This is a genomic window from Pseudomonas sp. B21-021, assembly GCF_024749205.1.
Taxonomy (GTDB): Bacteria; Pseudomonadota; Gammaproteobacteria; order Pseudomonadales; family Pseudomonadaceae; genus Aquipseudomonas; species Aquipseudomonas paraglycinae.
Window position 1 is genome coordinate 3483587 of sequence record NZ_CP087192.1, and the last position, 12879, is coordinate 3496465.

The 12879-nt window shown below is 56.5% G+C and carries 12 protein-coding genes; 2 read left to right on the forward strand and 10 right to left on the reverse strand.

The window, feature by feature from the left end; all coding sequences use genetic code 11:
* The first annotated feature begins 100 nt into the window (after positions 1-100).
* Positions 101-622, forward strand: coding sequence for a lactoylglutathione lyase (gene gloA / locus LOY31_RS15460; protein WP_065260490.1), 522 nt, complete (start codon positions 101-103; stop codon positions 620-622).
* Between the two features lie 82 nt (positions 623-704).
* Here the strand turns inward: gloA and ahpF are convergent, their stop codons facing one another.
* From ahpF to LOY31_RS15475, 3 genes are all read right to left on the reverse strand, one after another.
* On the reverse strand, positions 705-2267 hold the full coding sequence (gene ahpF, locus LOY31_RS15465) for an alkyl hydroperoxide reductase subunit F (protein WP_221535005.1): 1563 nt from the start codon (positions 2265-2267) through the stop codon (positions 705-707).
* Between the two features lie 128 nt (positions 2268-2395).
* A complete protein-coding gene (ahpC, locus tag LOY31_RS15470) occupies positions 2396-2959 on the reverse strand; it encodes an alkyl hydroperoxide reductase subunit C (RefSeq protein WP_007958941.1) in 564 nt (187 codons plus the stop codon).
* A 136-nt stretch (positions 2960-3095) separates the two neighbouring features.
* On the reverse strand, positions 3096-4034 hold the full coding sequence (locus LOY31_RS15475) for a site-specific integrase (RefSeq protein ID WP_221535006.1): 939 nt from the start codon (positions 4032-4034) through the stop codon (positions 3096-3098).
* Between the two features lie 177 nt (positions 4035-4211).
* On the opposite strand from LOY31_RS15475, the gene LOY31_RS15480 reads away from it, so the two are divergent.
* Entirely contained in the window at positions 4212-5216 is a 1005-nt protein-coding gene (locus LOY31_RS15480) for a DNA-binding protein (RefSeq protein WP_258711797.1), read from the forward strand.
* On the opposite strand, the gene gorA is transcribed toward LOY31_RS15480, so the two are convergent.
* From gorA to LOY31_RS15515, 7 genes are all read right to left on the reverse strand, one after another.
* Positions 5213-6571, reverse strand: coding sequence for a glutathione-disulfide reductase (gene gorA / locus LOY31_RS15485; protein WP_221535008.1), 1359 nt, complete (start codon positions 6569-6571; stop codon positions 5213-5215). The genes LOY31_RS15480 and gorA overlap by 4 nt on opposite strands.
* Positions 6572-6675: 104 nt before the next feature.
* Positions 6676-8202 (reverse strand): MFS transporter, encoded by a 1527-nt coding sequence (locus LOY31_RS15490; RefSeq protein WP_258711798.1) that lies wholly within the window; start codon positions 8200-8202, stop codon positions 6676-6678.
* A 91-nt stretch (positions 8203-8293) separates the two neighbouring features.
* Positions 8294-9166, reverse strand: a complete 873-nt coding sequence (locus LOY31_RS15495) for a prephenate dehydrogenase dimerization domain-containing protein (RefSeq protein WP_258711799.1) — start codon at positions 9164-9166, stop codon at positions 8294-8296.
* Entirely contained in the window at positions 9163-10572 is a 1410-nt protein-coding gene (gene pabB, locus LOY31_RS15500) for an aminodeoxychorismate synthase component I (RefSeq protein ID WP_258711800.1), read from the reverse strand. The genes LOY31_RS15495 and pabB overlap by 4 nt, the downstream gene beginning before the upstream one ends.
* Positions 10573-10688: 116 nt before the next feature.
* Positions 10689-11231, reverse strand: a complete 543-nt coding sequence (locus tag LOY31_RS15505) for an aminodeoxychorismate/anthranilate synthase component II (RefSeq protein ID WP_258711801.1) — start codon at positions 11229-11231, stop codon at positions 10689-10691.
* Positions 11228-11563, reverse strand: coding sequence for a chorismate mutase (locus LOY31_RS15510; RefSeq protein WP_221535011.1), 336 nt, complete (start codon positions 11561-11563; stop codon positions 11228-11230). The genes LOY31_RS15505 and LOY31_RS15510 overlap by 4 nt, the downstream gene beginning before the upstream one ends.
* Positions 11564-11611: 48 nt before the next feature.
* Positions 11612-12877, reverse strand: a complete 1266-nt coding sequence (locus LOY31_RS15515; protein WP_221535012.1) for an aminotransferase class I/II-fold pyridoxal phosphate-dependent enzyme — start codon at positions 12875-12877, stop codon at positions 11612-11614.
* Positions 12878-12879: the final 2 nt, after the last annotated feature.

The following is a 12879-nucleotide window of genomic DNA, read 5'->3' on the forward strand; positions in this document are numbered from 1 at the left end:
GCCCGCTCACAGGGCAAGCCCGCGCTTTCGGTTTGGCGATGCTGCCAGGCATGCGTATCATTGCGCCCATTCACTCGCCCCAATTTGTTACGGAGGGCTCATGAGCCTGCAAGAACTGAACACTTTCCCTGGCGTCACCGCCACCCCGGACAGCGCAACCCGCAACTTCGTGTTCAACCACACCATGCTGCGCGTCAAAGACATCACCAAGTCGCTGGATTTCTATACCCGCGTATTGGGTTTCTCGCTGGTAGAGAAGCGTGATTTCCCGGAAGCGGAATTCAGCCTGTACTTCCTCGCCCTGGTCGACAAATCGCAGATTCCGGCTGACGCCGCTGCCCGCACCGAGTGGATGAAGTCGATTCCCGGCATACTGGAACTGACCCACAACCACGGTACCGAAAACGACGCGGATTTCGCCTACCACAACGGCAACACCGACCCGCGCGGTTTCGGTCACATTTGCATCTCGGTACCGGACATCGTCGCTGCCTGCGCGCGCTTTGAAGAACTGGGCTGCGACTTCCAGAAGCGCCTGACCGATGGCCGCATGAAGAGCCTGGCGTTCATCAAGGATCCGGATGGCTACTGGGTCGAGATCATTCAGCCAGCTCCGCTGTAAAGCTGGACCTGGGTAAAAAGCAACACGCAAAGAAAAACCCCCATCATCGCTGATGGGGGTTTTTCTTTTTCAGGCCCGGGATTTACGCCGGAGCCGAAGTGCGGATCAGGTGATCGAAAGCACTGAGGGAAGCCTTGGCGCCCTCGCCCACTGCAATCACGATCTGCTTGTAAGGCACGGTGGTCACGTCGCCGGCAGCGAAGATACCCGGGATCGAGGTTTCACCGCGGTTGTCGACGATGATCTCGCCGCGCGGCGACAGCTCGATGGTGCCTTTGAGCCAATCGGTGTTGGGCAGCAGACCGATCTGCACGAAGATCCCTTCCAGCTCGACAGTGCGCAGTTCGTCAGTGTTGCGATCCTTGTAGCGCAGGCCGTTGACCTTCTGGCCATCGCCGGTGACTTCCGTGGTCAGCGCACTGGTGATCACGGTGACGTTCGGCAGGCTGTGCAGCTTGCGTTGCAATACGGCGTCGGCGCGCAACTGAACGTCGAACTCCAGCAAGGTGACGTGAGACACGATACCGGCCAGGTCGATAGCCGCTTCGACGCCGGAGTTACCGCCGCCAATCACCGCCACACGCTTGCCTTTGAACAGCGGACCGTCACAGTGCGGGCAGTAAGCCACGCCTTTGTTGCGGTATTCCTGCTCGCCCGGCACGTTCATTTCACGCCAGCGCGCTCCGGTCGCCAGAATCACGCTACGGGCCTTGAGGGTCGCGCCGCTGGCGAAGTGAACTTCATGCAGCTCGCCATTCTTGCCCGGGATCAACTTGTCGGCGCGCTGCAGGTTCATGATGTCGACGTCGTATTGCTTGACGTGTTCTTCCAGCGCGGTCGCCAGTTTCGGGCCTTCGGTTTCCTGCACGGAAATGAAGTTCTCGATGGCCATGGTGTCCAGCACCTGACCGCCGAAGCGCTCGGCTGCAACACCGGTGCGAATGCCTTTACGTGCGGCGTAGATCGCCGCCGAAGCACCGGCCGGGCCACCGCCGACCACCAGCACATCAAAGGCTTGCTTGGCGCTGATTTTCTCGGCCTGACGCTCGATTGCGCCGGTGTCGAGCTTGGCGAGGATTTCTTCCAGGCCCATGCGGCCCTGGCCGAAGTTTTCGCCGTTCAGGTAAATGCTCGGCACAGCCATGATCTTGCGATCGTTGACTTCGTCCTGGAACAGCGCGCCGTCGATGGCGACGTGGCGGATGTTCGGGTTCAGCACGGCCATCAGGTTCAGCGCCTGAACGACGTCCGGGCAGTTCTGGCAGGACAGCGAGAAGTAAGTCTCGAAGTTGAACTCGCCCTTGAGCGAGCGGATCTGTTCGATCACTTCGACACTGGCCTTCGAAGGGTGGCCGCCGACTTGCAGCAGGGCCAGCACCAGCGAAGTGAATTCATGGCCCATCGGGATGCCGGCGAAACGCAGGCTGATATCGGCACCGGGGCGGTTGACCGAGAACGACGGTTTTCGCGCATCGTCGCCGCTGTCGATCAAGGTAATCTGGTGCGAAAGACTGGCAACGTCTTTCAGCAGGTCGAGCATTTCACGGGATTTCGCACCGTCGTCGAGTGAAGCAACGATCTCGATCGGCTGGGTGACCCGTTCCAGGTACGATTTCAACTGGGCTTTAAGATTGGCGTCCAACATACGGGCGATCTCCTGACTTTATTTGAGGCGAAAAAAAGCCCGAGCGAATCTCGCCCGGGCTTTTCTATTGGGCGGTGCAGCTTACTTAAGTAGGTGCGGAGTCCCGCCCTGCATTGCGTGTCACAGACTTAGATCTTGCCGACCAGGTCCAGGGACGGAGCCAGAGTGGCCTCGCCTTCTTTCCATTTGGCCGGGCAAACTTCGCCTGGGTGAGCAGCAACGTACTGAGCAGCCTTGATTTTGCGCAGCAGCTCGGAAGCGTCACGGCCAACGCCGCCATCGTTCAGTTCAACGATTTTGATCTGGCCTTCAGGGTTGATCACGAAGGTGCCACGATCCGCCAGACCAGCTTCTTCGATCAGCACGTCGAAGTTGCGGGAGATGACCTGAGTCGGGTCGCCGATCATGGTGTACTGGATTTTGCCGATGGCTGGCGAAGTGTTGTGCCAGGCAGCGTGGGCAAAGTGGGTGTCGGTCGAAACGCTGTAGATCTCTACGCCCAGTTTCTGGAAGGCGGCGTAGTTGTCAGCCAGGTCTTCGAGCTCGGTTGGGCAAACGAAAGTGAAGTCGGCCGGGTAGAAGAACACTACGGACCATTTGCCTTTCAGGTCAGCGTCCGAGACTTGTACGAAGTCGCCGTTTTTGAACGCGGTAGCTTTGAACGGTTTTACTTGGCTGTTGATGATAGGCATTGATGACTCTCCGTTAGGGTTGTGAATTCGATGGGTGAATCCTACCCAGTCACTCGACGGATGGCTCATTGGCAAACCTGATGCTGCTGATTTGTTTTCGCTATTAGCTGAGGGTATTAATAGAAGAAAACGATATCTACGGCGACAGCGGCTTATCCGTAATCCGGGCCATCCCGTGAAAGGGGCTCGCTTCAACATAGCGCATGGCGGACTTCATATCCTTCCAGCCCACGTAACTCATCAATGATTTGAGATCCCAGCCGCTTTGATGGGCCCACGTTGCGAAGCCGCGTCGCAGGGAATGGCTGGTGTAGCGCTCGGCGGAGATCCCCGCGCGCTCCAGGGCCTGACGCAGCAACGGAATCACGCTGTTGGCGTGCAAACCCTCCTCGCTCAGATTGCCCCAGCGGTCGACGGCGCGAAATACCGGACCTCGCACCAGTGCCGCTTCGGTGATCCATTCGATGTAAGCCTGCACCGGGCATAGCTTCAATAACGCCGGAGCCTGATAGGTCTGACCGAGGTTTTCCCGGTCGCCCTTGCTACGCGGCAGGTAAAGGGTGATACCGCTGCCGGCGTGCGCCTGCACGTGTTCGATCTGCACCCGACACAATTCATCACTACGAAAGCCGCGCCAGAAGCCCAGCAGGATTAAAGCCCGATCACGGCAGGCTCTGAGCAACAGCGGCCGGTCCTGATTCTCTCTAGCGTCCTTCATTTCCTGCTCAAGCCAGGCGACGGTCTGCTCAAGATCGCGCAGCTGCAGCGGCTCGGCCTGCTTTTCCTGCGCGGGATGCAGCGCACGAATGCCCTTGAACACTTTGCGCACCACCGGCGACTTGGTGGGATCGGCGAAGCCCTGACTGTTGTGCCACTGCGCCAGCGCCGACAGACGCAACTTCAGCGTGTTGACCGACAGCACGCCGGCATGCGCCACCAGATACCGCGCGATGCTGTCCGCTGTCGCGGGCAGGAACCCACCCCAGACCGTTTCGAAATGCTCGACGGCCGAACGATAGCTGCGGCGGGTGTTGTCACGGGTGGCGGCTTGCAGATAGCGATCGATATCGCTCATGGGCTGATTTTCTCGCGGCGTACTGAGGGTTTGTGCGGAAACCGATTTTAGGGGTTTCACATGGGGTAATACCAGTATATCCCGCCCGTTTATCGGTGCTTGTTTCACTTTATTTTCAACATGGTACACTGCGTACCTTGGTGGCATGTACCACAGTACGAAATGGTAGGAGCAGATATGGCCCGTGGCGGTGTTAACAAAGCAGTAGTTCAGATCGCGCGCACAGCGATCCTCGCCCGTGGCGAACACCCCAGCATCGACGCAGTACGCATCGAGCTGGGCAATACGGGTTCCAAAACCACGATTCATCGCTACCTGAAGGAGCTCGATGACGGCAGCGAACCGGCCGATCCTTCGGCAGAGCCCATCGATGATGAACTCCTCGCCCTAGTCACGCGCCTTGCCCAACGCCTGAAAGAACAGGCGCAAGAGCCGATTGATCAGGCGCGCGAGCAGTACGAGCAACAGCGTCAGGCGCTGGAGGACGAGCTGAATCAGCTTCGTCAGGATCACGCGCAACTGGAGAAGAAGCACGACATTCAGGCCGCAGCACTGGCCAAGGAATCCGAAGCCCTGAGCGATACCCGCTCGATGCTGCAGACCGAACAGACCCGCAACGCCGGGCTGAATCAGGCGCTGGCCGATTTTGAATTGCGCTTGCAGGACAAGGACGAGCAGATCCGCTCGCTGGAAGAAAAGCACCTGCACGCCCGCGATGCGCTTGAGCACTACCGCAACGCCATCAAGGAACAGCGCGAGCAGGAACAAAGTCGTCACGAAACCCAGGTGCAGCAGTTGCAGATGGAGTTGCGCCAGGCGCAGCAAAGCGCGCTGGTACGTCAGGACGAGATCACCCAGCTGCACCGCGACAACGAGCGCTTGCTGACCGAAAATCGCGGCACCGTGCGCGAACTGAGCCTGATGCAGGATCAGCTCAAGCACAGCAATCAGCGCCAGGATCAATTGCTGGAGCAAGCGTCCCGCGTCGACAGCGAACGCACCCTCCTCCAGGAACGCCTGCGCGTGGCCCTGCTGGAAAGTCAGACGCTCAAACAGAACGTCGACGAGCAATCGCAGCTCAATCAGTCATTGGAGAAGGAATTGACCAAGGCGCAAGACAGTCTGCGCCTGGCCACCACCGTTGCGGCAGCGCCAGACGCAGCACAACCGAAAAAGACTTAAGCGCCGACCGGCGTACGCATCGTGACAAATTCTTCGGCCGCCGTCGGGTGCACCCCGATGGTGTCGTCGAAGTCACGCTTGGTGGCGCCAGCTTTCAACGCGATTGCCAGACCTTGCACGATCTCGCCAGCATCCGGCCCGACCATGTGACAGCCCAGCACCTTGTCGGACTTGCCATCGACCACCAGCTTCATCAGCGTGCGCTCCTGGCAGTCAGTAAGGGTCAGCTTCATCGGCCGGAAGCGGCTTTCATAAATCACGACGTCGTGACCCGCTTCCCGCGCCTCTTCTTCGGTCAGGCCGACGGTACCGATGTTCGGCAGGCTGAACACTGCCGTGGGGATCATCTTGTAATCCACTGGGCGGTATTGCTCAGGTTTGAACAGGCGCCGTGCCACTGCCATGCCTTCAGCCAGCGCCACTGGCGTCAACTGCACACGACCGATGACATCGCCCAGCGCCAGAATTGACGGCTCGGTGGTTTGATATTGCTCGTCGACTTTGATGAAGCCCTTGTCGTCGAGTTGCACATCAGTGTTTTCCAGCCCCAGATTGTCCAGCATCGGACGTCGGCCGGTGGCGTAGAACACACAATCCGCTTCCAGTACGCGACCATCCTTAAGGGTCGCCTTCAGGCTGCCGTCGGATTGCTTGTCGATGCGGGCAATGTCGGCATTGAATTGCAAATCCAGACCGCGCTTGGTCAGTTCTTCCTGCAGATGCTTGCGAACCGAACCGTCGAAACCACGCAGGAACAGATCCCCGCGATACAACAATGTCGTGTTGGCGCCCAAGCCATGGAAAATTCCGGCAAATTCGACGGCAATGTAACCGCCACCGACGACCAGTACACGCTTGGGCAGTTCTTTGAGGAAGAACGCCTGGTTCGAGCTGATCGCATGCTCATGCCCCGGAATCTCGGGGATCTGCGGCCAGCCACCGGTGGCGATCAGAATATTCTTCGCAGTGAATCGCTCGCCATTGACCTCGACTTCGTGAGGACCAACGATCTTGGCGTGCGCTTCATGCAGCGTCACGCCGCTGTTGACCAGCAGATTGCGATAAATGCCGTTCAGGCGATTGATCTCGCGATCCTTGTTGGCAATCAGCGTGGCCCAATCGAAATCCGCCTCGCCCAGGCTCCAGCCAAATCCCGAGGACTGTTCGAAATCTTCGGCAAAGTGAGCGCCGTACACCAACAGTTTTTTCGGTACGCAACCGACGTTGACACAAGTACCGCCCAGATAACGGCTCTCGGCCACCGCCACTTTCGCACCGAACCCGGCAGCAAAACGCGCAGCCCGCACACCGCCGGAACCGGCGCCAATCACATAAAGGTCAAAATCGTAGGCCATTTCTATCTCCTCGGCAGGCGATCAGCATACCCGCAGACGCTTATTGAGCAAGTCTCTACTGCACGGGGATGGGCAATACCGGGAGGTTCTACGGTTAGCATTGATTAATGACATTCTGCCGGCTGAACCTTTGGCAAGCGCAACGTACGCCTAGCGATCAGAATTGCTATCAGCGCCAGGCCGAAAGCGAGCCACGATACCAATGCAATTCCGCCTTCAAATGCACTTCCCGCCTGCTGCATCAACTGTTGCGCTTGATCCCCCGCCAACCCCGTCGCAACATGATGAGCGCCAGCCAGCGTTTCACTTGCCAGCATCGTCTGAACATCGCTCAAAAACGCTGGAAGCTGCAGGTCTGCTCGGTAGTGAGCCGTCACCAGGCCGCCAAGCAGAGTCGTACCCAGCACCACGCCCACTTCATAGGCTGTTTCACTGATGGCGGATGCCGCCCCTGCCTTCGCTGGGGGCGCTGCCGACAAAATCACATCATTGGAAACCGTAGCGATCGCCCCCACTCCGATGTTGAGTAACGCGAACGCCACTACCAATACCGCAAGACTGCTGCCCATGCTGGCCACCAGCAAAAAGGCCGCACCGGTGAAAGCCACCAGAATCGGTATCAGTACATGCACCGGCATACGCTGCGCGACTGGGACGACTGCCATTCCAACCATAATCGCCATGATTTGCCCCGGCACCAATGCAAGGCTCGCACTCAAGGGCGCCATTTGCAGAACAATCTGCAAAAACTGAGTCGTGAAGAAAACGAAGCCGACAAGAAACGCAAGACTCATCAAATTGATAAGGACTGACCCGCTGAAGGCGCCATTGCTGAACAGGGTCATATCCATCAGGGGTACAGGAAGACGCAACTGGCGACGTACGAATATCCAGCCTGCCAGTGCACCTACCAGAAAGGTGCCAAACACAATCCCGTCAATGCCCTCACTGGCGCCATGCTTGATGCTGTAAACGATACAACCCAGTGCGACCATCGACTGAAGGATGCTGATCGGGTCCAGCGGACCCGACGCATCACGATCTGATTCAGGGAGCAACAGCGGCCCCAGTACTAACAATGGAATCAGGACGGGAACCGCCAACAGAAAAATCGCGCCCCAATCAAAGAACTGCAACAACACCCCTCCCACCAAAGGCCCTAGTGCCGAGCCGACAGTCAGCGTCGTTGCCCAGATCGCTACTGCCACTCTGCGCTCTTCTCGATCCTCAAACACCGAACGTATCAATGCCAGCGTGGAGGGCATCAACATCGCACCGAAAATCCCCATGCAAGCCCGCCCGATAATCAGCTGCATCGATGTTTCGGAATATGCGGTCAGCACCGAGACCACCACAAACCCGAACGAGCCGATAAGCAGCAACTTACGGTGCCCCACCCGATCACCCAGGCTACCCATCGAAACCAGCAGTCCTGCGAGAACCAACGAATAGGCATCGATCATCCACAGCTGCTGGCTGGCAGTTGGACGCAAGGCTTCGGCGATTTTGGGTAACGCGAAACCCAATACGGTGTTATCAACGGTCACCAGCAGCACTGGCAACATCAACACGCAGAGGCCAAGCCAGCGTCTAGATGTATTGCCGCGGGTAGGCTCATTTGTTAATGCCATGGATAAAGCTCCTTAGACAAAGATAATTTCACGGGGCATTTTTGATGGCCCCGTGAAACGTTTTCCTACGCACTTCCCTGGCGTATATGGATCAGTTCAATAGTGAAAATACGTGCTGACAATCGACCGCCCCCGAATTCAAACGGCGGCCTAATGCATTTGAAACACCTTGCAGATCGTTGCTAAACCCGTCGTAATCCTGTCTGCGGACACTCTCGGTCAAGCGTCTCATTCCCTCTGCCAACGCCTCGCGCTGCTTGATGGCGTGGTCGTTCTCCAACTGAATGTCCCAATAGACTTCGGGCGGATTCACCAGAACGCGAGACAGCAACGCCATCATGGTGCGCATTGGCGGTGGCATCACTTCAAGTGCGCTTTCAAGGTCCAGCGAGCACTTGGACAACGCCAGGCCAAAGCCAAGAATCGCGGCATGAGGGAGCGCCTGACAAAGCGCCATCAGCTCGTCATGAGCAACGGGCGCCATTCGCTTGATCTTCATTCCTGCACCAAGCAGAAACTGCTCGATGAAGGTTGTAGGCGACTCCTCATCGTCCAGGCAAACGGCAACGGTTCGCCCCTGAACTGAAAGCTTGGGCGAGAACATCGGGTTGATCCCGACAAAGGGCTGTGGGGGTGAAGCACTCTTCAAGGCTCGGTAAAACGGTTCTTGAACAGAGCAGGTCGGAATAAAGACCACCTCGTCCGACACAGCCCCTAGAACCCAAGGAATTGCCCGAATCGCGACACTTTCCGGCAGGGCAAAAACAACCGCCTTCGCCCCTTGAAAAATGTGCCCGGTAGTACTTAACGGACTTGTGACATCGACCTCATGAAAACCACATGGCTGCTCTGGAGCCCTGCGATCCACCACGCGGACATTGCATCCGTATTGCATAAGAATACGGGCGACAAGGGATCCCACCAGCCCCGCGCCACCCAATACGACTACCGTGTCGCCCATCATGCTTCGCTCCCTGCGACAAAACTGTAATAAGGTACGCTTGCCTTGACTAAAGTCTCTTCAAGTTCCTGCTTTGGATCAGAGTGCGCCACGATTGCGCCACCGATACCAAATGTCGCCTCACCGTCCTGCAGAACAGCCGTGCGTATGACGATACTCAGTTCCGCCGCTCCGCTGAAAGATAACCAGCCCAAAGCGCCAGAATAGATCCCTCGCGCCGAGGATTCCAACACGTCAATAATTTCCATCGTGCGTTTCTTGGGTGCCCCCGTCATGGAACCTCCCGGAAAACAGGCTCGAATGGCCTCAAGCGTTGCCACTTCTGAGCGAAGGTGCCCGCGAACGGTGGAAACCAGTTGATGCACCGATGAGAAACTTTCGACCGAGAAAATCTCGGGAACATGTACGCTCCCCGGTCGGCAAACCTGATTTAAGTCATGGCGCACCAGATCAACAATCATCAAGTTTTCGGCTCTATCTTTTGTTGAAACCCGGAGCTCATCACGCAGCATCCGGTCTTCCGAAAGCTGCTTGCTGCGCGGTCTGGTGCCTTTGATAGGCCGGGATTCGACCATCCCGCTGTCGTCGATCCGGAGGAATGTCTCCGGCGATGCACTAAGTACCGAGAACTGGGCAAACGAAAGATAGGCTCCATAAGGTACAGGGCTGGCCTGACGCATTCGCTTGTAGGCGTTAAATGGAGCGCCGTCATACTTCATTTTTGCCCGATTGGTAAGACAGATCTCATAAGACTCGCCATCGATGATGTACTGCAGCGACTGATTGATCTTGGCGATGTAATCATCCGCCCCATCGTCAAGCGATAGCTTTAGTTCATCTACAGCTCCTGGAGTAAATGCCTTGCCATGAAGGGTTGGACTTTCTTCAGGCTCCACGACGTCAGGCAGCGTCGGCCAAACGCCCTTCTCTCCCGTGGCGGTGATCATGCACTGATAAGCTTTGCTTTCCTGATGATCGAAAACCAGAAAGTGCGGCGCAAACATGAATGCCGCATCCGGATGCCCCGACCGATAGGTCTTTTCCCCGCCGGTCAATGCTTTCAGTTCATACCCCAGGTAACCGACAAAACCGCCTTTGAATCCGAATGGCAAATATTGTGGGGTCGCGATCTGAACGGCTTCGAATATCTGCGCAACAAGCGTAAAAAAGTCGCCCTTGATACTTTTTCTGCCCTTGGGCCCTTCGAGCGTCAGGCATTGACCAGTGACATCGTAGTCAAGCCTTATGGCCCCCTGTCCCTCCCCACTTCCCATGATCGAGTAACGGGCGTTCGGTCTTTCCGATTTCTCGCTATCCAGCCAAAACGCGAAGCGGTCATCTGCATAAAAGGACGAAAATACCGCTTGGGGATCTAGGCCTTCGGGTAGTTCTCGGTAGGCGAGCTGCATATTCAGCTCGCCTCCCACAGCGACATAGGCGCTCTTTGACGATGCACACTCTGTATCAGACTCCAGTCGGCTTCTCACACTGACATTGTGCTCAAGCGCCATACGTATGAAGTTGCTCAGAAGCGCATGCCCATATTCCGAGTCAATGGACTCCGGATGGAATTGAACCCCCATATCGGCCGGGAAACGTGCTCGATTGCCATCACCACGCCCTCAGAGGACCAGGCTGTGCAGTGAAGCTCTGCTGGCAGACTCGTACACATCAACGAGTGATACCGGACCACATCAAACTGCTCGGGCAAGTCCCGAAAAAGCCCTTTGCCTGAGTGCGTAATACGGCTGCGATAGCCATGCACAGGGCTTGGAGCATGCCCGACAGCCCCACCAAGAAATTGCGCGATTCCCTGATGCCCCAGGCAGATGCCGAGCATCGGCACAGGAGAATGCAAAATGACGCTACCGCAAACACCGAAATCATCCTGTTCGGCGGGATGTCCTGGACCGGGTGACAGCACCACTGCGTCGTACTTTTCGATTCCGAGCTCGCTGTACGAAACACTGTTCTTGACGATGTCTGCGCAAACCCCTGTTACCTCGAAAAGATATTGTGCGATGTTCTGGGTAAAGGAATCGAAGTTATCAATCAGCAGTATCTTCATGAGGACACGCCCCGGTTCAACCGCTGATTGATCAACATGTCTTCCTGTGTACACGTCTCCGCAATGATGATCTTGAAGATCGATTCGGCATATTCCGGCCTGAGTCCAGTTGCCAGTGATCTTTCCTTGATCATATCCAGCACATAGGAGATTCGCCCAGGCTGCATCATCGCTATGCCGTGCGCGGCTTTAAGTTCGGCAATGCCCATGCACAGCTTCATGCGCTCCGAGAGCAGGTCGACCACCTGCAAATTGATCGAGTCGAGCCTTTCCCGCAGCGGCTGCAAAATTTTTGACGTTCCTGTCTGTGATAACTGTCCATGTTGTTGCATTTATGCACCTCCAATAGCCAATTTCGGCAAGGTATCTGACGGTCAGGGTTAAGCTGGCTCGCTTAGAGCGGGAGTCCAGATCCCATTTCTCGACAACGCCTGCAAGGCGCCTCCAAGCAACCTGATCTCTTGCTCACGGTGATCAGATGACACTGCAAAACGCAGCATTGCCTTACCTTTGGCGATGATTGGATAGAACACCGGGAACAGCAGCATGCCTTGGTCACGCAGCGCTTTTGCAGCCAGTAATCCGGCCTCCTCGGTTTCGAAGAAGGCGCCCCTGACTGGCGACTTGATACCCGCATTAAGTAGCTGGTTGCCGGTGACAGCATCTAAAAGACTGACGTTTTCCCACAGGCGCTTTTGCAGCACGTCGATTTCTTCCGTTAGATGGATTTGCGCCGAAGCAACGTTCGCCGCGAGCATCGGCACCATGATGGAGTGACCGAAGATCAACGGGTTTGCTGAAGTCCGGATAATTTCGACGTCCTGCGGATCCGACACCACAACAAAACCACCAGCGCCGCCAAAGGCTTTGGAAAGTGATCCGGCCAAAATAATATTTGCTGGCATTGAATGATCTACCGCAGAAAACGCGTACCCCGCGCCGTGGCGACCGACAATCGAAACACCGTGCGCATCGTCTACATACAGGTATCCCTGCGCAGACTCTAATTGCCGGGAAAGCTCGGCAATGGGCACCAAACCACTCATCGAACCAATGCCATCAATCAGAAGCACTGGGGTTTCGCCCCTGTTCGAGCATTCTTTCAGCGTAACAGCCAACGCCTCCGGGTCAGTCGACTCAACTCTGGAAACAGAACCGAACTGCTCCAGAATTCCCCTCAGAACCTGCATCGAAGCATGGGCGGTTTTATCCATCAGCCAATGCACTCTTTTTCTGACGGGATAGCCAGCCAATGAACCGCTGCCCAACAGAGGTAAAACACCGAGATGCACACTGCTGGTGGAAGTGAAGACTGCGACCGCGCCGCCTTTGTACACCTGGCAGAGCAGTTCTTCGAGTTGCGGCAGATAATGGGGGCGCATTGCACTTCGAGAAGAAGACAGATGCAGCCCGCAGCTATTGAGCGCCTGATGAGCGGCTTCGATAAGTGCAGGATGGGTTTCCAATCCCAGATACGAACACGACACAAATTCGGTGTACACATCGCCTTCTTGCAGGGTGATCTGCTTGCCAGTTCGACTCGCAACGGTAAAACCTGTTAGCCCTTCTTCATAAGCGGTTGTCAGAGCAGCGGTAGTGTTACCACGGCGAATACTCATCCAGTCTTGCTTGACTTGCACATCCATTG

What these genes read in the sequence shown, in the direction of transcription:
- gloA (WP_065260490.1), top strand. Translation starts at nt 101, where the DNA reads ATGAGCCTGCAAGAACTGAACACTTTCCCTGGCGTCACCGCCACCCCG.
- ahpF (WP_221535005.1), bottom strand. Translation starts at nt 2,267, where the DNA reads ATGTTGGACGCCAATCTTAAAGCCCAGTTGAAATCGTACCTGGAACGG.
- ahpC (WP_007958941.1), bottom strand. Translation starts at nt 2,959, where the DNA reads ATGCCTATCATCAACAGCCAAGTAAAACCGTTCAAAGCTACCGCGTTC.
- LOY31_RS15475 (WP_221535006.1), bottom strand. Translation starts at nt 4,034, where the DNA reads ATGAGCGATATCGATCGCTATCTGCAAGCCGCCACCCGTGACAACACC.
- LOY31_RS15480 (WP_258711797.1), top strand. Translation starts at nt 4,212, where the DNA reads ATGGCCCGTGGCGGTGTTAACAAAGCAGTAGTTCAGATCGCGCGCACA.
- gorA (WP_221535008.1), bottom strand. Translation starts at nt 6,571, where the DNA reads ATGGCCTACGATTTTGACCTTTATGTGATTGGCGCCGGTTCCGGCGGT.
- LOY31_RS15490 (WP_258711798.1), bottom strand. Translation starts at nt 8,202, where the DNA reads ATGGCATTAACAAATGAGCCTACCCGCGGCAATACATCTAGACGCTGG.
- LOY31_RS15495 (WP_258711799.1), bottom strand. Translation starts at nt 9,166, where the DNA reads ATGATGGGCGACACGGTAGTCGTATTGGGTGGCGCGGGGCTGGTGGGA.
- pabB (WP_258711800.1), bottom strand. Translation starts at nt 10,572, where the DNA reads ATGCAGCTCGCCTACCGAGAACTACCCGAAGGCCTAGATCCCCAAGCG.
- LOY31_RS15505 (WP_258711801.1), bottom strand. Translation starts at nt 11,231, where the DNA reads ATGAAGATACTGCTGATTGATAACTTCGATTCCTTTACCCAGAACATC.
- LOY31_RS15510 (WP_221535011.1), bottom strand. Translation starts at nt 11,563, where the DNA reads ATGCAACAACATGGACAGTTATCACAGACAGGAACGTCAAAAATTTTG.
- LOY31_RS15515 (WP_221535012.1), bottom strand. Translation starts at nt 12,877, where the DNA reads ATGGATGTGCAAGTCAAGCAAGACTGGATGAGTATTCGCCGTGGTAAC.